This is a genomic window from Amphritea sp. GJ51-11, from assembly GCF_055808735.1.
On sequence record NZ_CM147881.1, the window covers coordinates 89,744 to 107,500 of the forward strand.

The window sequence follows — 17,757 nt, forward strand, 5'->3', positions numbered from 1 at the left end:
ATGAGACATATTATTTCTGTGTTGATGGAAAACGAACCGGGCGCGCTGTCTCGGGTTGTGGGTCTGTTCTCCCAGCGGAACTTTAACATTGAATCACTTACGGTTGCGCCAACGGAAGACTCTACACTGTCTCGCCTAACGGTAACGACCATCGGTAGTGACCGGGTTATCGAACAGATCACTAAACAGCTGAACAAGCTGATCGATGTGGTTAAAGTGGTTGATCTGACCGAAGGTGATCATGTTGAGCGTGAGCTGATGATGATTAAACTGAAGGCCAGTGGCCAGATGCGCGCAGAGATTAAGCGTACTGCGGATATCTTCCGTGGTCAGATCATCGATGTGACGCCGACAACCTATACGGTTCAGTTGACCGGTGCCAGTGATAAGCTGGATGCCTTTATCGAAACACTGGGAACCAGCCATATTATGGAAGTGGTTCGTACGGGTGTTTCAGGTCTGTCCCGTGGTGAGAAAGTTTTAAGCCTGTAATCACTGCCTGTTGTTGATAAAGCCGCTCATTGAGCGGCTTTTTGCGTTTAATCGGCCGGAAATTAAAAGGGCATTCGCTGGAAAATTAATCATCTCGACTATACTTAACTATCCCAAAGGGTGATGAAATCCTTGAGATACAGGTTGGCTTTGCAGGGAAGCCGCTGGTGAAATACCAGCTTATCAGGATGATATATTGATTATGTGCCTATCTGAGGAGGTGCCTATGTTCCGTTCGGTTAGATTGGTGATACTGGCCATGCTATTGACAGTATCACCAACGGTTGTGTCTGATGTGACTCTTGCTGAAAAGGCTGCGCTGCTGACATATGACAGCGAAGTGTGTGTGGGAGACCGCTTGAGTTATATCCGTTACTATCAGGAGAGGATAGGACGCCCAGGGCCTTTGTTTCCACGTTGGAATGATCTCTATGTCGTTGTCTTTGCTCAGGAGATGTTGGTGTGAGGGTTTTTAGCCTTTGCGGGAGGACAGCGTAAATCAGGGCTGGTGTTTCCAATTTAAGCGTATTACTCTTGGACTCTCAATAACCGGTATAGTACTCAGAGACCATCCTATGAGTGGAAAACTGCTCTATCTGGTGGGCGCTTCAGGCAGCGGTAAAGATAGTTTGCTTGAAGGGTGCCGTCAGCGCCTGCAGACGAATCATCGCTGTTTTGTTGCCCATCGATATATCACCCGTGCGCCGAATATCGGCGGTGAAAATCATATCCATTTATCGCCCGAAGAGTTTGATATGCGAGCGAATATGGGCATGTTCGCCATGCAATGGTATTCCCATGACTATAGTTATGGTATTGGTGCTGAAATCGATAACTGGCTGGCGAAAGGCGTCAATGTGGTTATCAACGGCTCCCGCGAATATTTACAAATTGCCTTACATGCTTATCCGAATTTGATTCCGGTGTTGGTTCAGGTGGATGAAGATCGCCTGCATCAGCGACTGGTCGAGCGGGGACGTGAGAGTGAAGCTGAGATTGTTAAACGGTTAAACCGACACCGACAGTTTGTCGATAGCTTGCCAGAAAATATTCTGCTGATCGATAATAATGCGAATTTACAGGAAGGTGTCGACGCGTTATTGAAACTGATTGAGTCATTGGCGCCAGATTCGCTACAGCCGGCCCGCTCAACCCACTAGATGATGACTGATTTTCAAGAGGGTGCTATTTAAGCACCCTTTTTTGTTAGGAGATTTTTAATGTTCAGTATTGAGATGAGTGTTAGGGACTATGAACTGGATATGCAGGGTATCGTCAATAATGGTGTCTATTTTAACTATCTTGAACATGCCCGCCATGCGTTTTTAAAACACAGTGGTATTGATTTTGCGGCCCTGACGAAAGCGGGTATCCATCTGGTGGTGATCCGTTCAGAGTTGGATTATAAAGCTTCATTACAAAGTAGTGATCGCTTTCGGGTTGAAGTCGCACTAGAGCGGATGAGTAAGGTCAAGTTTGGTTTCCGTCAACGGGTGGTGCGTCTCGAAGATGAAAAGCTTTGTCTGAGCGGGCTGGTTATCGGTACGGCCTTGAATGAACGCGGTCGTCCTTATATTTCTGCTGAACTGGCTGCGCTTTTTCACAATGATTAAGGCCCAGTTTGATAGTTTGGCCATCGTGCTGCTGGTCGGTTTATGTCTATTGTTTGGCTTGAATCAGGTGGTGGTTAAGTTTGGCTTAGAGGGTATATCGCCTCTGATGCAAGCCGGTTTGCGCTCAATTGGCGCTTCTTTTCTACTGATTTTATGGATGATGTGGCGAGGCGAGAAAATCTTACGTCGGGATGGTGCTTTTTGGTGGGGAGTACTGCTGGGTGTGTTATTCGCGATAGAGTTTTTACTCATCTATACCGCATTGAATTTGACCACGGCCTCCCATGCAACGATTTTCCTCTATACCTCGCCATTTGTGGTGGCTCTTGGGGCGCATCTGTTTGTCCCGGGTGAGCGTCTCACGCGATTGCAAGGCGTGGGTTTGCTGATCGCCTTTGCTGGTGTTTTCTTCGCTTTCCGGGATTCCCTCGATGGTGAAGCGTCTCTATTGGGTGATAGCTTGGCTTTAGCCGGCGCACTTTTCTGGGGGGCGACAACCGTCGTGTTGAAGGCTTCGCCTCAGCGGCACCAGTCACCGTCTAGGGTGCTGCTCTATCAGTTAGTAGTGTCGGCGCTAATCTTGCCGTTGCTGTCTTGGCTGATGGGCGAGCCCGGTATCACTCAGTTAACCTCACTGGTCATCGGTTCATTGTTATTTCAGACTGTCTTGATGGCGTTTGCCGGCTATCTAGCTTGGTTTTGGTTGTTAAGTCATTACCCCGCCTCAAAAATTGCCAGTTTTACGTTTTTGACGCCGTTGTTCGGGGTGATGTTTGCATGGCTTATTTTGGATGAGCAGCTCTCGTTGGATATGCTGGGGGCACTGTTGCTGGTGGCATTAGGTATCTATTTGGTCAATAAGCCAAGTAAACGGGTGAAGCATTCACTGTAAAAACAGCAGGAAGAGGGGAGCCGCCTTGTTGAGAAGTCTACTATTAACGGCCTCAGCGGATCTGTGACCAGAATGCAGAGATTAGCGGGCTTTGTAATTTCTTTTTCAGTGCGATGAGGCCGACATCATAGGCTTTCAATTCAGGCTGAATCGCTAGAATCCGCACTCGACCTGCTAACGGGCTATTCTCCAACACAATTTTCGGCACAATGCCGACGCCGAAGCCAAGGCTGACCATACTGACAATCGCTTCGTTACCGGCGACTTGAGCATAGATTTTGGGTTTAGTCCCTCGTGTCTTAAACCACTGATCAATCCTTTTCCGTGAAACCCCTTCTTCTGACAAAATCATAGGTACCGCTGACCAGTCGATAGTGCCACTGAGCATGGAATCTAGGAGGGGGTCTTGCTGCGGGGCGATAAAGACCAAAGGTGAGGTGGCGATGTGTTTAAAGGCTAGGCTGGTGTGCAATATGTCGGTGCGGGCGGCAATGGTGATATCGTCGGTGCCACTCACTACCCGTTGAATCGCACTTTCGGGATCGCCGGTATGTAGTTTGATTTCGATTTTGGGATGTTGACGGCGAAATTTATTGAGAATGTCATAGAGAAAGCTATAGCTTGCGGTGACCGAGCAGTAGACGCTGATCTCTCCCTGTAATTCTTGCGCTTCTTCGAGGAGCGAGTTACGGATAACATCCCACTGTATCAGTGCCTCGCGGGCGTAGGTTTGGAAACGCTCACCTTCATGAGTTAGGCTGACGGTACGATTATCCCGCTCGAATAACTGTACTCCGAGGGTATCTTCCATCTGTTTAATCGTGCGGGTGAGGGCCGAAGGGCTGATATGGCACACTTCGCTGGCGCGGCCAAAATGAAGTGTGTCGCATAGACTGATAAAGAATTTAAGCGAGCGGGTATCCATCGGTCGTATCAGTTTCTATATTGCAGTAATTGAAATGTATTTTTACATATATGTTGTTTTCTGCAATCAATATTTATACGTACTGTTTGGCTTGTATGATCCTGAGGATGATGCGGGCTAGGTTTTCTTAAACTGGCTTGACCTGGATTAGGGTAATCGATTGTTGTTGCGGGTAAGGTCTAGCCTTATCTTATATTCCGGTTGCAATGGCGCATGATCGCCCTGAGGTTCAGTATGAAGTACGACATCATCATTATTGGCGCGGGCCCCGCTGGGCTGAGCTTTGCTCGTTCACTAGGCGACACTTCTCTAAAGGTCTTGTTGGTGGATCGATCATCTTTTAATACTTTACAGAACCCACCGGAAGATGGCCGTGAAATCGCGTTAACACATCTGTCGGTGACATTGATGAAAGCCTCCGGGGCTTGGCAGACACTCGCCGCCAATGATGTATCGCCGATCTGTGCGGCGAAAGTGCTTGATGGTAATTCTAGTTATACGCTGAACTTTGATAACGATAATGCGGCGTTGGATGCGTTAGGCTATTTGGTACCCAATGACAAAATCCGCAAAGCTTATTTCGACGTTGTGCAAGGGATCGATAATATTGAGTTGTTGACTGAAATGTCGGTTGAAGATGTCGGTAGTGATGAACGCTGTGCCTGGGTGCAGTTGGCGAATGGTGAGCGTTTCGAGTGTGATCTGCTCGTCTCGGCGGATAGTCGTTTTTCGGAGACCCGCCGTAAAATGGGTCTGCCCGCCAGCATTAAAGATTTTTCCCGCACCGCTATCGTGTGCCGAATGGAGCACTCGCTGTCCCATCAGCAAACAGCCTTTGAATGTTTTCATTATGGCCGAACCGTAGCGATTCTACCGATGATGGGTAACCTGTCGTCCATTGTTGTGACGGTCTCTAGTGCTGAAGCTGAAAGTATCTTTAATATGAGTGAAGAGGCGTTCGCCACAGATATTGAACAGCGTCTACAGGGGCAGTTAGGTCGTATGAAGCTCTATGGTCGTCGTCATCTCTATCCATTGGTGGCGGTGCATGCGAATAAATTTGTCAGTCGTCGATACGCGGTGATCGGTGATGCTGCCGTTGGTATGCACCCCGTTACGGCCCATGGTTTTAATTTGGGGCTGAGAAGTCAGGAAACCCTGGCCAAAGAGATTAAACAGGCCCTCAGCCATGGTGTCGATATTGGCTCTAACCGTGTGTTACAGAAATATCAGCGCAGTCATATGTTGGTTACTCGTCCCTTGTATATGGGGACTAATCTCGTGGTGGGGTTGTTTACCAATGATAATGTGGCGGCCAAAATCGCCCGTAAGGCGACCTTACGGATCGCCAATAACTTCGCGCCGTTAAAGCGGATTATCACCCGTAAGTTGACTGAGAAGCGGATCGATATTCCTTTCTTTTTACCCGGTTTAAAATAAGCGCTAATCTTATAGCTTAATCGAGTCTTCAGTGTTTTGTTTAGCGGTCTTTGGAAGCGAATAGCTGAGCCTATTCGGCCGCCTCAGATACTGAAAGCTTTTGGGTATCGATAGCTTTCCGTTAGGCGGAAAAGTAGAATGTCAGAACATTTTGTTAATCCATTGGTGTAAACAGCTCTATGAACAACCCACAGGGAAGCAAACCAGAACAACCTGATCAACCTACCCCAGAACCTGCAGACCCTAAACCTCGCAGTCGCGGGATATATTTATTGCCAAACTTATTCACGACCGGCGCTTTGTTTAGTGGCTTCTACGCCATTGTTGCGGGCATGAACGGTGCGTTTGATAATGCGGCGATTGCGATTTTTGTCTCGATGGTACTCGATGGACTCGATGGTCGTGTGGCTCGTCTGACCAATACCCAGAGCACATTTGGGGCGGAATATGACTCGCTAGCGGATATGGTCTCATTTGGGGTCGCACCGGCATTGGTTACATTTAGCTGGGTCCTGAGTGACGCGGGTAAGTTTGGTTGGTTCTGTGCGTTTATCTATGTAGCTGGCGCGGCTTTACGTTTGGCGCGTTTTAATACCCAAATTGGTTCTGTGGATAAGCGCTACTTTATCGGCCTGCCGAGCCCGGCCGCAGCGGCGTCGATCGCTGGATTGGTGTGGGCCTGTGTTGAATTTGATATTGATGTCTCGAGTTTTGTCTTACTCATTGCTATCTATGTCGCTTTGATGGGCGTGTTGATGGTGAGTAATGTGCTTTACTACAGTTTTAAAGATGTGGATCCAAAGGGCAAGATTCCCTTTATGATCTTGCTGGTGATCGTTTTGACGATTGGCGTGATCTCGATTAGCCCGGCTATCTTCCTGTGGTTATTGTTACTAGGTTATTCATTATCAGGTCCGGTATTGTGGCTGCTGCGCAAACGTAAAACACTCAGCAGCTAAACCACGCGGAGCATTGAGGAGAGGTTGTTTTGAATAGATATAAACGAGCCAGTGCTCAATCGATCCAACCCTCCGAGATTACCCCAGAATCTATTTATCGGAATCGTCGTCGCTTTATGCAAGCGGCGTTGTCGATGACGGCATTGCCGATGCTGGGGTTGTCCTCAACTGTGCGTGCTACGGAATATGATATTCCTGCTGACCTGCCTCGTTATTCAGGGCCTCAGTGGCTACAGCCAAAGTTGGGCGACGCTGTCCGTAACCCGGGCTATTCAACGGATGAAGCTTTAGCGCCGTATTATGATGCGATTACCCATAATAACTTTTATGAGTTTGGTACCGATAAACGTGACCCGGTGCGCAATGCTCAGGGATTTGTGACCGACCCTTGGACGGTTGAAGTCAGCGGTGCGATTGCAAAACCTGGGCACTATCCACTGGAAGATATCCTCGCTCCCCATTCCTTAGAAGATCGGATATACCGACTGCGCTGTGTTGAAGCTTGGTCGATGGTGATTCCTTGGTTAGGATTTCCGCTGGCGGATCTGATTAAGCGTTTTGAACCGACCTCTAAAGCCAAATATGTGCACTTCACAACCTTAGAAGATAAAGCGCAAATGCCTGGTCAGGGTAATCTGTTTGGTACGATAAAGTGGCCCTATGTTGAAGGGCTAAGAATCGATGAGGCGATGAATCCTCTGACATTGATAGCCGTCGGTATGTATGGCAATGCACTGCCGCCGCAGAATGGCGCGCCATTACGATTAGTGGTGCCTTGGAAGTATGGATTTAAATCGATTAAGTCGATTGTTCGTATTCACTTTAGTGAGACGATGCCAAAAACCAGTTGGAATATTATCGCGCCGGATGAATATGGCTTCTATGCCAACGTTAATCCTGCGGTCGATCATCCTCGCTGGTCTCAAGCGACAGAGCGTCGCTTACCCTCCTCACTGTTCTCACCTAATTTGATCGATACCCTGCCATTTAATGGCTATGCCGAGCAGGTCGCTGACCTCTATAAGGGGATGGATCTGACTCAGTGGTTTTGATGGCCTCATTGCTGCGTGCCGGTTGGTTTCGCTGGATGCTGTTTCTGCTATTGCTGCTGCCGTTGGTTTTACTGATACAGGCGTTGCTGAATGGCGATCTAGGGGCTGATCCAGCTAAAGTAATTGTTAAAGACCTCGGTTTCTGGGCGCTCTTCTGGCTATGGTTAACTCTCGCGGTGACGCCGTTGCGCCGTTTATTGGGTTGGCGCGAGCTGATTCTCTATAGGCGCATGTTGGGTCTGTTCGCCTTTTTTTATGGTGTGCTTCACTTGTTGGCATTTGCCACTTTTCTAGTGGGCTGGCGAATGGATATTTTGCTCACAGAGCTGACTAAACGGCCCTATATTATTGTGGGTGGGCTAGCGCTTTTAATGCTCTTGCCACTGGCGTTAACATCGACTCAAAGGATGCAGCGTCGCTTGGGTAAGCGCTGGAAAACACTACACTCTCTGATCTATCCCGCCAGTTTATTGGTAATGTTGCATTTTATTTGGCAGATTCGTTCAGACTTTTCGCAGCAACTTATTTTTTCAATTCTGTTGGCTCTTTTGCTTGGACATCGACTATATCTTAAAAGACGCAGTTAACTGATTCGTTAAGAGAGGTGCTTAATATGATTCCAAACCGGTGCTTTGAACAACGGCTGCCAGTCATTTTTTGGATCGCTCGAATGCATCGTCTATGGGCTATGATATTCGCAATACCACCCGACGAAAGAAGACGAAGATATCATCTACCTATGCCGTCGATGTGGCTTACATTGTTGGCTTCAGCGTTTTTTTTGATCGTGCTTATGGGGATGCTGTTTTTACTTTTAACAAGATTAGCGGGCTAAGAAGGCGTTATCAGCTCGGCTTTTTCTCTCTGTGGCAAGGGCGTTAGTTTGCTCTTGTCGCTGTCTGTTTTTTGTACAGTTCTCCTTGTATTTTTGAATCTACTGCTATACTGGCTAATAACCAAGTGATCAACTCAGGTAATGGAATTGTTTAACAGGGATCATTGATAGGCTTGGTTTGCCGCTGTTGAAACTTAACAGCAAGGAGGCCTAGGGATGAGACATATCGGCAAGGCTCTGTTGTTTACAGGGATCTTTTATGTACCGCGAGTGTCGGCGGAGTGGCAGGTTAACCTGATCGAGGGGGCGACTGAAATTAGTCGTTCTGTCTATGGCCTGCATATGATCATTTTCTACATCTGCGTGGCTATCGCGGTGGTGGTGTTTGGTGTCATGTTCTGGTCGATTATTTGGCACCGTAAATCTCGCGGCGCCAAAGCGGCACACTTTCACGAAAGTACCTGGGTCGAAATTATCTGGACAATCATTCCCGTGGTTATTCTGGTATCGATGGCGGTTCCAGCCAGTACAACACTGATTCAAATGTACGATAAAAATAACGCGGATATTGATATTCAAATTACCGGATATCAATGGAAGTGGCGCTATAAATATCTTAATCAAGATATCGATTTTTTCAGCTCGCTAACAACCCCTCAAGAACAGATCAATAACGAGCAAACGAAGGGTGAGCATTATCTACTGGAAGTGGATAAGCCTTTAGTGATTCCTGCCGGTAAAAAAATCCGTTTTCTGTTGACCTCCAATGATGTGATTCACTCATGGTGGGTGCCAGCCTTGGCGGTCAAAAAAGATGCGATTCCGGGGTTTGTTAATGAATCTTGGACGCGAGTCGATGAGCCGGGTATTTATCGGGGGCAGTGTGCCGAGTTGTGTGGCCGGGACCACGGCTTTATGCCGATTGTGGTTGAGGTGAAATCCCCTGAGGACTATCAGCGGTGGATTACCGAGCAAGCTAATTTGAAAATTGCGGAGCAGCAGTCGGCGCAACGGCAGATGAGTCAGGCTGAGTTGATGGCGCAGGGGGAGACGGTTTACAAGGCGCGTTGTGCGGCTTGTCATCAGTTTGAAGGTCAAGGTATTCCCGGAGTCTTTCCTGCATTGGCAGGCAGTAAGTTGATGGCGGGTGATGCGGCAGAGCATATTAATGTGGTGCTGCATGGTCGATCAGGTACCGCGATGCAAGCATTTAGCGAGCAGTTGAGTGTGGTGGATCTCGCATCGGTTATTACCTACGAACGAAATGCTTGGGGTAACCACGGCGGTACGGTGACGGTTCAGCAAATCAATGAATTGTTGAAGGAGTAAGGTGATGGCTAGCTTAGAACAGGCAGTTCACAGTCCCGGTCATCATGGCCCAGCTAAAGGTATTACTCGCTGGCTTTACACGACGAACCATAAAGACATCGGTACGCTCTATCTGCTATTTAGCCTCACAATGTTTTTTGTCGGTGGCTGTATGGCGTTGACGATCCGGGCCGAGCTGTTTCAACCGGGATTACAACTGATAAGACCTGAGTTTTTCAATCAGATGACCACGTCTCACGGTTTGATTATGGTTTTTGGCGCGGTGATGCCGGCTTTTGTTGGTTTAGCTAACTGGTTGATCCCGATGATGATTGGGGCACCGGATATGGCGTTGCCGCGGATGAACAACTGGAGTTTTTGGATTCTGCCGTTTGCATTCGCGATGATGCTTTCCACCTTGCTGATGGAGGGAGGCGGACCTAACTTTGGTTGGACCTTCTATGCACCACTGTCCACGACGTATGCGCCTCCGAGTGTCACCTTCTTTATTTTCGCCGTTCATATGATGGGGATTAGTTCGATTATGGGGGCGATCAATGTGATTGCCACCATCTTGAATATGCGCACTCCCGGTATGAAACTCATGGATATGCCACTGTTCGTTTGGACATGGTTAATCACTGCTTTCTTGCTAATCGCCGTCATGCCGGTATTGGCTGGCGTGGTGACTATGATGTTGATGGATATCCATTTTGGAACTAGCTTTTTCGATGCAGCGGGGGGCGGTGATCCGGTACTGTTTCAGCATGTCTTTTGGTTTTTTGGTCATCCTGAGGTCTATATCATGATCCTACCGGCATTTGGTGTGGTCTCAGAAATTATTCCAACGTTTGCTCGTAAGCGATTGTTTGGTTATACCTCTATGGTATATGCCACCGCGTCCATTGCGTTGCTCTCCTTTATTGTCTGGGCGCACCATATGTTTGCTGTGGGTATGCCGTTGGCAGGCGAGCTGTTCTTTATGTACACCACGATGCTGATAGCGGTGCCGACGGGGGTGAAAATATTTAACTGGGTAGCGACAATGTTTCGTGGTTCGATGACCTTTGAAACACCTATGTTATTTGCTTTGGCGTTTGTCGTGCTGTTTTCTATCGGCGGTTTTTCTGGGCTTATGTTGGCGATTGCACCAGCTGATTTTCAATATCACGATACCTATTTTGTAGTCGCGCATTTTCATTATGTGTTAGTGCCGGGTTCCGTATTCTCAATTATGGCGGCGGCGTATTACTGGTTACCTAAATGGACCGGTCATATGTATAACGAAACGATGGGTAAGCTGCATTTCTGGCTCTCCTTTATCGGCGTTAATGTTACCTTTTTTCCGATGCATTTCCTTGGTTTGGCGGGAATGCCGCGTCGGATCCCTGATTATGCCCTGCAGTTTGCCGATTTTAATATGGTGGCGACCTTGGGTGCGTTTCTGTTTGGTTTGTCGCAATTGTTGTTTGTCTACAACATCGTCAGCTGTATTCGGGCGGGTAAAAAAGCCACCGACGGTGTATGGGAGGGGAGTCATGGTCTCGAGTGGACTCTGTCTTCACCTCCGCCCTACCACTCATTTACAGAGCCACCGGTATTCAGGCATCCCTATAAGGATAATGAGTGAGGTGAATGATGCAGCCGCTACAGCAACGTAATCGGAGTCTGTTAATTAAATTGTTAGCCAGCGCTGTCTTGATGTTTGGCTTTGGTTTCTTGTTAGTGCCGCTATATGACGTGTTCTGCGATGTGACGGGCTTGAATGGAAAGTTGCAGAATACTGGAGCCTTGACGGAGGTTTATCCAGTGAATGAGCAGCGCCAAGTACGGGTGCAATTTTTAGCGGTCAACAATGAGGCGATGCCTTGGCGGTTAAAGCCAGCGCTATCTGAGATGTTGGTTCACCCAGGTGAAATGACTCAAACCGCCTTCATGGCTTTTAATCCAACAAATCAACATATGGTGGCGCAGGCTATCCCCAGTGTGTCGCCCTCGGCAGCGGCGGAATATCTCCATAAAGTGAATTGTTTCTGTTTTGAGCAACAGCCCCTTAGCGCTGGCGAGGAACGTGAAATGCCATTGGTGTTTATGGTGGATGATAAGCTGCCTGAATTTATTACTACGGTGACGTTGTCTTATACCCTGTTTGATATTACCCCTGAATCGAGACCGGGCAGTGGCAGCTCAATTATTCCGGCAAGGAGTACTTTATGAATAGTCAGGCTTATTATGTTCCGGCTCAAAGTCGTTGGCCTATTCTAGCCTCGGCGTCGCTGTTTCTCATCGCTTATGGTGCTGGGACGTTAATGAATGCATTGACTGCCAACAGCGGTGGGGGGCTCGGGCTTACCATACTGTTAGTTGGTGTTCTTTGTATGGGGTTAATTCTCACTGGCTGGTTTGGTCATGTGATCGATGAGAGCCGAAGCGGGCTCTACTCTGATCAAATGGATCGTTCCTTCCGTTGGGGAATGAGCTGGTTCATCTTTTCGGAATTGATGTTTTTCACCGCTTTTTTTGGTGCTCTTTTTTATGTCAGAAACCTCTCGGTTCCTTGGTTGGGAGGCGAGGGTGAAAAAGGAACGGCTAATATGCTTTGGCAGGGGTTTGAAGCGACCTGGCCATTGATGAAAACACCCGATATGACCGCTTATCCCGGGCCTTCGGGACTTATTGATCCGCTGCACCTGCCGCTTATTAACACTCTATTGTTGTTGAGCTCCAGTGTGACGGTGACTTTAGCTCATTACCGTTTAAAGCAGGATCGCCGTCCTCAAGTTATTGGCTGGTTAGCGCTTACTATCATTCTTGGTTCTTTGTTTATAGTGTTTCAGGGGCTTGAGTATGCAGAGGCTTATGATGAGTTGGGCTTGACCCTTCATGCCGGTATCTATGGTGCGACCTTTTTTATTCTTACGGGCTTCCATGGCATGCATGTGACGCTGGGTACCCTGATGTTAGTGATTATTCTGTTGCGGGTTATACGCGGGCATTTTGAGCCGGATCATCATTTTGGCTTTGAGGCGGTTTCTTGGTATTGGCATTTTGTTGATGTTGTTTGGGTTGGGTTGTTTCTATTTGTCTATCTGTTGTGATGACGCGACGGGGAAGGGGGATCTGAGACTGAGCTCTCCGCTGTAGAAGCCAATGAGGATAATTAACAGCAACGCGACGGCGAATACCACTCGGATGATCAGTGAATGTACCGTGCGTCGAGAGCGGCTTTGGTCTTTGAGTAGGAAGTAGAGGCCGGCGAATAGACTGATAATAATGCAAAGGAAGAAGATAATAATCAGTATCTTAAACATATTCAGTACTCTGCTCTGTGTATGAATAAAGCGGTAATACGTATGGAGTGACACTCAATTGAGTAAAGTTCAACGAATACCTGTTAGCAAGTGGTTTATGGTGATTCTAGCTCTGTTGCTGATGCCGTTATTAGTTTGGCTGGGTATATGGCAGTTGCAACGGGCCGATGAGAAACAGCAGCTATTAGCGCAGTGGAATAACGCACGTATCGACTTAACCGCATTACCTGAACAGGATGTGGCGCCGGCCGGAGTGGCATTAACCGGTCACTTCATTAGGGGGGCGGTCTACCTATTGGATAACCGAACCCGAGAAGGGCGCGTTGGTTATGAAGTGATTGTGCCTTTTGAGTTAGCTGTGCAGCAGAGTAAAACGAGGTTAGTTATGGTTAATCTTGGATGGATTCAAGGTAGTCAGTATCGTGATCAACTGCCGAGTATTGAGCTTCCTCAGGGGGAGCAAAGGGTTGTCGGTAGATTGGTCACGCCCTTGCCAATTGTTCAGCTAAGACCTGATCGTTGGCAGGCTGGTGGGCTGATCAGAATTCAACAGCTGGATATGGATCGTTTAGCTGCACGGCATTCTGGATTGTATCCGGCGGTTATTCGTATGGATAAACCATTGTTGCCCCAATTAAGAGTTGGGTGGCCGGTGGTGACGATGACACCGCAGCGTCATATCGGTTACGCGGTTCAGTGGTTTGGTTTGGCGATGGTACTTGTGACTGGGTGTGGCTGGTTGTTATGGCATCAACGGAGGGCGTTATGAGTCATAAAGGTTATCCGCGAACGGTCTTTTGGTTGGTATGGGCGGTGGCCCTGATACCGTTGATAGGTGCGTCACTGGCTTATTTTTCCGGTTGGCGCCCAGCACAGCAGATTACCCTGGGTGAGCTTTATCCACCGGGCGTGATGCTTAAGGATTTGGCGCTTGAGGAGGCAGATGAGATCGCCGAAGGCTGGCAATTGATTTTGCTGGTGGATAATGAGTGTGCTGATGAGTGTCGACAGTGGCAGGAGCTACTGCCGGGGCTGCAAACATCACTGGGTAAAGACAGTGATCGGCTCCATTGGCAACGAATCGAGATCAGTGACACGGGTGCGGGCTTATTATTAGCGGACCCTCGTGGGTTTATGGTGACACGCTATAGCCTTTCTCTTCCTCCTCAGGCGGTGATCAAAGATTTAAAACGTTTGCTGCGGATATCGAAGGTAGGGTGAGATGAGTAATCGCCGGCCACTGGTTATCTGTTATCTGGCTATTGTGCTGACAATATTGGTGATTCTAATGGGCGGTTGGACCCGCATTATGGATGCTGGTTTGGGGTGTCCAGATTGGCCGGGCTGTTTTGGGCAGGTGACCGCCCCTGTTTCACAATTGCATATTGATGAGGCTCGCCAAAACTTTGCCGGTGTTGAGGTCGATGCGGTAAAAGGTTGGATCGAGATGATTCATCGCTATATGGCAACAACGCTTGGGTTGTTGGTTATGGCGCTTGTTGTGATGGCATGGCAACGTCGTCGACAGCCAAGTTATCCCGTTGTTTTGTCATCTGTTTTGTTGCTGTTGGTCGTTTGTCAGGGTTTATTCGGTATGTGGACGGTAACCCTAAAACTACTGCCTCCGATTGTATTGGGGCATCTGTTAGGAGGCTTGTTAACCCTAACGTTACTGACGGTATTGGCGGGTAGAATTCGGACGGTTGGTAGCTCTCCTCGTCAATCCTCGCATCGGGGGTTAATGCGGCTGGCGATGCTGATACTGTTTGTTCAGATACTACTGGGTGGTTGGACGAGCGCTAACTATGCGGGGTGGGCTTGCACCCACTGGCTTAGTTGTATTGCAGGGCAGAGTACAGAGCTCGATTTTGCCACTGGTTTTAGTTTTAACTTTGAGACTGACCAAAATCATCAGGGCGGGACACTTTCTCATCCCGCCCGAGCGGCGATTCAGATGATGCATCGTGCCGGTGCTCTCGTTGTGAGTTGCGTTATGTTGCTCGTTGGCGTGTTGGCTTTACAGCGCCGAACTAGCCGGAGGCCGGCATATGTACTTTTGGGGTTATTGATCTTGCAGCTGTTATTGGGTGTCGCTAATGTGATTTATGGCGTACCAGCGTTGCTGGCGTGGCTTCACCATGTGGGCGCGGTGTCGTTATTACTCAGCTTACTCTGGTTGAAATCCTGTTACCTATCGGAGGTGCGCTATGAATAATAGTCAACAAAAAGCCTTAACCGAGTTGTTTGCTTGGCGTGATTATCTTGAGCTATGCAAGCCTAGAGTGGTGGCCGTGATGTTGCTGACGGCGGTGGTGGGTATGTGTTTAGCTACGCCGGGCTTACCACCGATCGGTATTGTTATCAGTGCAACACTTGGTATCGGTTTGATGGCATCGGGTGCCGCAGCGGTAAATCATGTCATGGATCGAAATATTGATGCGAAAATGGCAAGAACCCATCGGCGTCCTCTTCCTCAAGGTAAAATCGATGAAACGCGGGCTCTGCTGTTTGCGGCATTCTTATCACTCTCTGGTGTGGCAGTACTGATCATCTGGACCAATTTATTGACCGCATGGTTAACATTGGCAGCTTTAATTGGTTATGCGCTGATCTATACCATGCTACTGAAGCGAGCTACCCCGTTAAATATTGTTATTGGCGGAATTGCGGGCGCCGCACCCCCACTGCTGGGTTGGGTTGCCGTAACGGGTCAGGTTAACCCAGATAGCTTATTACTCGTGTTGATTATTTTTGCTTGGACGCCGCCGCATTTTTGGGCGTTATGTATTCACAAAAAAGATGATTATGCGCGGGCAGGCGTACCGATGTTACCGGTGACCCATGGTGAACAATATACTCGCTTACAAATTTTGCTATACACCGTATTGATGGTGCTGACCACGCTGTTTCCATTTATGACGGGCATGAGTGGTTTGGTGTATTTGGTTGGCGTGACACTGCTGAATTTGAGGTTTATACAATGGGCGATCAGGGTATATCGGGGTAAAGATACGGCAGCACCGATGGCAATGTTTTGGTTTAGTGTGAAGTATATTATGTGGTTATTTGCCGTGTTATTGGTTGATCATTACATAACCAGTCTACACTGAATAGAACGAGTCGATTTTCAACAAGAGTGACTGAAAGCTAAAAGTCAGAGATTAAGGAGCATGCAGTTACTTAAACACTATCGTAAGGCCGAAGATGAATCCCGGCCTGGGAGGATGACCTATGTTTCTGCAACATATGTGGGGTGTAATCTATGACCCTAAGCATGAGTGGCGAGATATTCGCAAAGAACGTTATTCGATGATGCACTGTTTCTTGTCGCAAATAAGTATTCTTGCGGCCATACCTTCACTGTCCCTATTTATTGGCACAACACAGATAGGCTGGAGTATTTCGGGAGGTGATTTTGTTAAGCTTTCAATGCAAAGTGCCTTGATGGCCGCAGTCGCCTTTTATGTCGCGATGTGGGTAGGAGTCGGTTTTATTGCTTATGTTATTCACTGGATGGAACGAACCTATGGCGGAAAAGTTAGTCTTGATGAATGTATGGTGTTGGCTACCTTTACCGCCACTCCGATGTTCATGGTAGGGATTGTCGGTCTGTATCCGGTCTTATGGTTCAATGTTATTGCTGGCATGGTAGCCGTGGCTTATACGATATACCTGCTTTTCACTGGGGTGCCTGAAATAATGCAGATCCCTGAAGATAGGGCATTCTTCTTTGCCTCATCTATTTTAACGGTTGGACTTTGTGTGTTGGTGGGCTTGTTGGCGATAACAGTTATATTGTGGAGCACCGTTGTTCCGTTAAGTTACGTTAGCGGATAGCTATCTAGCAAAAAGATACCAGCGGCTAACCGCCAATTACAAAAAACCGCCGCGAGGCGGTTTTTATCTTTTGGTGGGCGCTTCTTTCGAGCGTGATGGGCTTTAGGCTGATACGAGCAAATGACTAAGCAGCGGCTAGCAAGCGGCACCGCTGCGTTTTAATTGCTTTTTGTTCTAAAAATAATCTTTTTCACAAAATCTTAACTTTTTCGTGCTGGTCCTGTTGACTCATTGGCTGTGCGGTGTAGAATGCGCCTCCTCGCTTGAGACAGCCACCGGAAACGGTCACTGAAACAGGTTGAGCTGTTCGATTAACCCATTGAAAGCACGGCGTTTAACGCAAGCTTTTAACAGCGGAAAGTTGAACAGGAAGTCGCCGACTTCGTTTGAGGATTTGTTAAAAATTCTTAAACAAAATGGTTGACTTCATCAGGGTGTTGAGTAGAATACGCACCTCGCTTGAGACGGCGAAAGCGAATAGCTTTCGCAAAGTGGCTGAAGAATTCGGCCTGCATTTTCAAGCAACGCTCTTTAACAGATAGATCAGATAATTCGTGTGGGCGCTTGTTGAGATGAAGCACAAAAGCTTTATCAAAGTAAGCGACACATAAGTAAATTCATGAAGATGTTTTTATGCAAGTTGTTTAATGCTTTGAGCTAGATTTACAAGATATCATTTTCCGATATCTTTGATTTAAACTGAAGAGTTTGATCATGGCTCAGATTGAACGCTGGCGGCAGGCTTAACACATGCAAGTCGAGCGGTAACAGGGGTAGCTTGCTACCCGCTGACGAGCGGCGGACGGGTGAGTAACGCGTAGAAATCTGCCTGGTAGTGGGGGATAGCCCAGAGAAATTTGGATTAATACCGCATACGCCCTACGGGGGAAAGCAGGGGACCTTCGGGCCTTGCGCTATCAGATGAGTCTGCGTCGGATTAGCTAGTTGGTGAGGTAATGGCTCACCAAGGCGACGATCCGTAGCTGGTCTGAGAGGATGATCAGCCACACTGGAACTGAGACACGGTCCAGACTCCTACGGGAGGCAGCAGTGGGGAATATTGCACAATGGGCGCAAGCCTGATGCAGCCATG

Annotated in this window: 20 protein-coding genes and 1 rRNA gene (1 of these 21 running past the window's edge); 19 read left to right on the forward strand and 2 right to left on the reverse strand. The window is 48.0% G+C overall.

Annotated elements, in window-relative coordinates:
• The 5 genes from ilvN (at position 1) to AC0L4K_RS00435 (ending at position 2,997) form a co-directional block, all read left to right on the forward strand.
• Positions 1–492: an acetolactate synthase small subunit gene (ilvN, locus tag AC0L4K_RS00415; RefSeq protein ID WP_417227352.1), complete on the forward strand. Its 492-nt coding sequence runs from the start codon at positions 1–3 to the stop codon at positions 490–492.
• Positions 493–718: 226 nt separating this feature from the next.
• Complete coding sequence (locus AC0L4K_RS00420) at positions 719–958, forward strand: hypothetical protein (RefSeq protein WP_473267843.1); 240 nt, start codon at positions 719–721, stop codon at positions 956–958.
• 109 nt (positions 959–1,067) lie between these two features.
• Entirely contained in the window at positions 1,068–1,652 is a 585-nt protein-coding gene (gene phnN / locus AC0L4K_RS00425; RefSeq protein ID WP_417227348.1) for a phosphonate metabolism protein/1,5-bisphosphokinase (PRPP-forming) PhnN, read from the forward strand.
• A gap of 60 nt (positions 1,653–1,712) precedes the next feature.
• On the forward strand, positions 1,713–2,105 hold the full coding sequence (locus tag AC0L4K_RS00430) for an acyl-CoA thioesterase (protein WP_473267844.1): 393 nt from the start codon (positions 1,713–1,715) through the stop codon (positions 2,103–2,105).
• Positions 2,098–2,997, forward strand: coding sequence for a DMT family transporter (locus AC0L4K_RS00435; protein WP_417227344.1), 900 nt, complete (start codon positions 2,098–2,100; stop codon positions 2,995–2,997). The genes AC0L4K_RS00430 and AC0L4K_RS00435 overlap by 8 nt, the downstream gene beginning before the upstream one ends.
• 52 nt (positions 2,998–3,049) lie before the next feature.
• On the opposite strand, the gene ilvY is transcribed toward AC0L4K_RS00435, so the two are convergent.
• Positions 3,050–3,922, reverse strand: a complete 873-nt coding sequence (ilvY, locus tag AC0L4K_RS00440) for an HTH-type transcriptional activator IlvY (RefSeq protein WP_473267845.1) — start codon at positions 3,920–3,922, stop codon at positions 3,050–3,052.
• 234 nt (positions 3,923–4,156) lie between these two features.
• Here ilvY and ubiM point away from each other — a divergent pair, with 234 nt between their 5' ends.
• The 8 genes from ubiM (at position 4,157) to AC0L4K_RS00480 (ending at position 12,614) form a co-directional block, all read left to right on the forward strand.
• Positions 4,157–5,362, forward strand: coding sequence for a 5-demethoxyubiquinol-8 5-hydroxylase UbiM (gene ubiM / locus AC0L4K_RS00445; RefSeq protein ID WP_473267847.1), 1,206 nt, complete (start codon positions 4,157–4,159; stop codon positions 5,360–5,362).
• Between the two features lie 179 nt (positions 5,363–5,541).
• On the forward strand, positions 5,542–6,321 hold the full coding sequence (gene pssA, locus AC0L4K_RS00450) for a CDP-diacylglycerol--serine O-phosphatidyltransferase (RefSeq protein WP_417227338.1): 780 nt from the start codon (positions 5,542–5,544) through the stop codon (positions 6,319–6,321).
• 29 nt (positions 6,322–6,350) lie between these two features.
• Positions 6,351–7,373, forward strand: coding sequence for a protein-methionine-sulfoxide reductase catalytic subunit MsrP (msrP, locus tag AC0L4K_RS00455; protein WP_473267848.1), 1,023 nt, complete (start codon positions 6,351–6,353; stop codon positions 7,371–7,373).
• Complete coding sequence (locus AC0L4K_RS00460) at positions 7,373–7,960, forward strand: protein-methionine-sulfoxide reductase heme-binding subunit MsrQ (RefSeq protein ID WP_473267849.1); 588 nt, start codon at positions 7,373–7,375, stop codon at positions 7,958–7,960. Before msrP ends, AC0L4K_RS00460 begins: the two co-directional genes overlap by 1 nt.
• Positions 7,961–8,424: 464 nt before the next feature.
• Positions 8,425–9,537 (forward strand): cytochrome c oxidase subunit II, encoded by a 1,113-nt coding sequence (gene coxB, locus AC0L4K_RS00465; RefSeq protein WP_473267850.1) that lies wholly within the window; start codon positions 8,425–8,427, stop codon positions 9,535–9,537.
• A 4-nt stretch (positions 9,538–9,541) separates the two neighbouring features.
• Positions 9,542–11,146, forward strand: a complete 1,605-nt coding sequence (gene ctaD / locus AC0L4K_RS00470; protein WP_473267851.1) for a cytochrome c oxidase subunit I — start codon at positions 9,542–9,544, stop codon at positions 11,144–11,146.
• Between the two features lie 5 nt (positions 11,147–11,151).
• Complete coding sequence (locus tag AC0L4K_RS00475) at positions 11,152–11,733, forward strand: cytochrome c oxidase assembly protein (RefSeq protein ID WP_417227329.1); 582 nt, start codon at positions 11,152–11,154, stop codon at positions 11,731–11,733.
• Positions 11,730–12,614, forward strand: coding sequence for a cytochrome c oxidase subunit 3 (locus AC0L4K_RS00480; protein ID WP_473267852.1), 885 nt, complete (start codon positions 11,730–11,732; stop codon positions 12,612–12,614). The genes AC0L4K_RS00475 and AC0L4K_RS00480 overlap by 4 nt, the downstream gene beginning before the upstream one ends.
• Here AC0L4K_RS00480 and AC0L4K_RS00485 read toward each other — a convergent pair.
• Positions 12,594–12,827 (reverse strand): twin transmembrane helix small protein, encoded by a 234-nt coding sequence (locus tag AC0L4K_RS00485; RefSeq protein ID WP_417227325.1) that lies wholly within the window; start codon positions 12,825–12,827, stop codon positions 12,594–12,596. The two genes, AC0L4K_RS00480 and AC0L4K_RS00485, sit on opposite strands and share 21 nt — an antisense overlap.
• A 58-nt stretch (positions 12,828–12,885) precedes the next feature.
• Here AC0L4K_RS00485 and AC0L4K_RS00490 point away from each other — a divergent pair, with 58 nt between their 5' ends.
• The 6 genes from AC0L4K_RS00490 to AC0L4K_RS00515 all read left to right on the forward strand — a co-directional run.
• On the forward strand, positions 12,886–13,596 hold the full coding sequence (locus AC0L4K_RS00490; protein WP_473267853.1) for an SURF1 family protein: 711 nt from the start codon (positions 12,886–12,888) through the stop codon (positions 13,594–13,596).
• Positions 13,593–14,048 carry a hypothetical protein gene (locus AC0L4K_RS00495; protein ID WP_473267855.1) on the forward strand — a complete coding sequence of 152 codons (456 nt, stop codon included), beginning with the start codon at positions 13,593–13,595 and terminating at the stop codon, positions 14,046–14,048. The genes AC0L4K_RS00490 and AC0L4K_RS00495 overlap by 4 nt, the downstream gene beginning before the upstream one ends.
• A 1-nt stretch (position 14,049) precedes the next feature.
• Entirely contained in the window at positions 14,050–15,042 is a 993-nt protein-coding gene (locus AC0L4K_RS00500) for a COX15/CtaA family protein (protein ID WP_473267856.1), read from the forward strand.
• The gene (gene cyoE, locus AC0L4K_RS00505; RefSeq protein ID WP_473267858.1) at positions 15,035–15,937 is read left to right on the forward strand and encodes a heme o synthase; all 903 of its coding nucleotides are present in this window, start codon (positions 15,035–15,037) and stop codon (positions 15,935–15,937) included. Before AC0L4K_RS00500 ends, cyoE begins: the two co-directional genes overlap by 8 nt.
• A 121-nt stretch (positions 15,938–16,058) precedes the next feature.
• Positions 16,059–16,664: a Yip1 family protein gene (locus AC0L4K_RS00510; RefSeq protein ID WP_473267859.1), complete on the forward strand. Its 606-nt coding sequence runs from the start codon at positions 16,059–16,061 to the stop codon at positions 16,662–16,664.
• Positions 16,665–17,360: 696 nt separating this feature from the next.
• Positions 17,361–17,757 (forward strand): 16S ribosomal RNA (locus AC0L4K_RS00515) (it continues 1,144 nt past the right edge of the window).

Bases quoted from the DNA above. Each gene is read 5' to 3' on its own strand.
- AC0L4K_RS00480 (WP_473267852.1), top strand. From the start codon at position 11,730: ATGAATAGTCAGGCTTATTATGTTCCGGCTCAAAGTCGTTGGCCTATT.
- AC0L4K_RS00435 (WP_417227344.1), top strand. From the start codon at position 2,098: ATGATTAAGGCCCAGTTTGATAGTTTGGCCATCGTGCTGCTGGTCGGT.
- phnN (WP_417227348.1), top strand. From the start codon at position 1,068: ATGAGTGGAAAACTGCTCTATCTGGTGGGCGCTTCAGGCAGCGGTAAA.
- AC0L4K_RS00420 (WP_473267843.1), top strand. From the start codon at position 719: ATGTTCCGTTCGGTTAGATTGGTGATACTGGCCATGCTATTGACAGTA.
- cyoE (WP_473267858.1), top strand. From the start codon at position 15,035: ATGAATAATAGTCAACAAAAAGCCTTAACCGAGTTGTTTGCTTGGCGT.
- AC0L4K_RS00510 (WP_473267859.1), top strand. From the start codon at position 16,059: ATGTTTCTGCAACATATGTGGGGTGTAATCTATGACCCTAAGCATGAG.
- ilvY (WP_473267845.1), bottom strand. From the start codon at position 3,922: ATGGATACCCGCTCGCTTAAATTCTTTATCAGTCTATGCGACACACTT.
- ubiM (WP_473267847.1), top strand. From the start codon at position 4,157: ATGAAGTACGACATCATCATTATTGGCGCGGGCCCCGCTGGGCTGAGC.
- AC0L4K_RS00460 (WP_473267849.1), top strand. From the start codon at position 7,373: ATGGCCTCATTGCTGCGTGCCGGTTGGTTTCGCTGGATGCTGTTTCTG.
- ctaD (WP_473267851.1), top strand. From the start codon at position 9,542: ATGGCTAGCTTAGAACAGGCAGTTCACAGTCCCGGTCATCATGGCCCA.
- AC0L4K_RS00495 (WP_473267855.1), top strand. From the start codon at position 13,593: ATGAGTCATAAAGGTTATCCGCGAACGGTCTTTTGGTTGGTATGGGCG.
- AC0L4K_RS00430 (WP_473267844.1), top strand. From the start codon at position 1,713: ATGTTCAGTATTGAGATGAGTGTTAGGGACTATGAACTGGATATGCAG.
- ilvN (WP_417227352.1), top strand. From the start codon at position 1: ATGAGACATATTATTTCTGTGTTGATGGAAAACGAACCGGGCGCGCTG.
- AC0L4K_RS00500 (WP_473267856.1), top strand. From the start codon at position 14,050: ATGAGTAATCGCCGGCCACTGGTTATCTGTTATCTGGCTATTGTGCTG.
- pssA (WP_417227338.1), top strand. From the start codon at position 5,542: ATGAACAACCCACAGGGAAGCAAACCAGAACAACCTGATCAACCTACC.
- AC0L4K_RS00485 (WP_417227325.1), bottom strand. From the start codon at position 12,827: ATGTTTAAGATACTGATTATTATCTTCTTCCTTTGCATTATTATCAGT.
- AC0L4K_RS00475 (WP_417227329.1), top strand. From the start codon at position 11,152: ATGATGCAGCCGCTACAGCAACGTAATCGGAGTCTGTTAATTAAATTG.
- coxB (WP_473267850.1), top strand. From the start codon at position 8,425: ATGAGACATATCGGCAAGGCTCTGTTGTTTACAGGGATCTTTTATGTA.